At 61.5% G+C, this 218-nt stretch carries 1 pseudogene; it reads right to left on the bottom strand.

The features are described from left to right. Positions 1-218, bottom strand: a pseudogene (locus B0E43_RS26525) (hypothetical protein); the annotation flags it as partial.

The raw sequence follows: 218 nt of genomic DNA, 5'->3' as shown, positions 1-218 counted from the left end.
GGTCTCGGTATCGGTATTCGAGGTCACCCCGTTGCCGCTCGCGCTGGCCACGTTGGTCACACTGCCGTTGTTCAGATCCGTCTGGGTAATCGTATAGCTGCCTGTCGCAGTCACGCTGCCGCCCGGTGCCAATGGACCGTTCACCGCCGCAATGCCCGCAATCTTGTCGTCTGTCACACTGAATGGTCCGGCCAGGGTCACGTTGCCGCTGTTGGTGA

The sequence above is a fragment of the Algoriphagus sp. A40 genome, assembly GCF_002002735.1.
Lineage (GTDB): Bacteria > Bacteroidota > Bacteroidia > Cytophagales > Cyclobacteriaceae > Algoriphagus.
The sequence above is the reverse complement of the archived record's forward strand: the minus strand, read 5'-3'. Positions and strand labels throughout refer to the sequence as shown.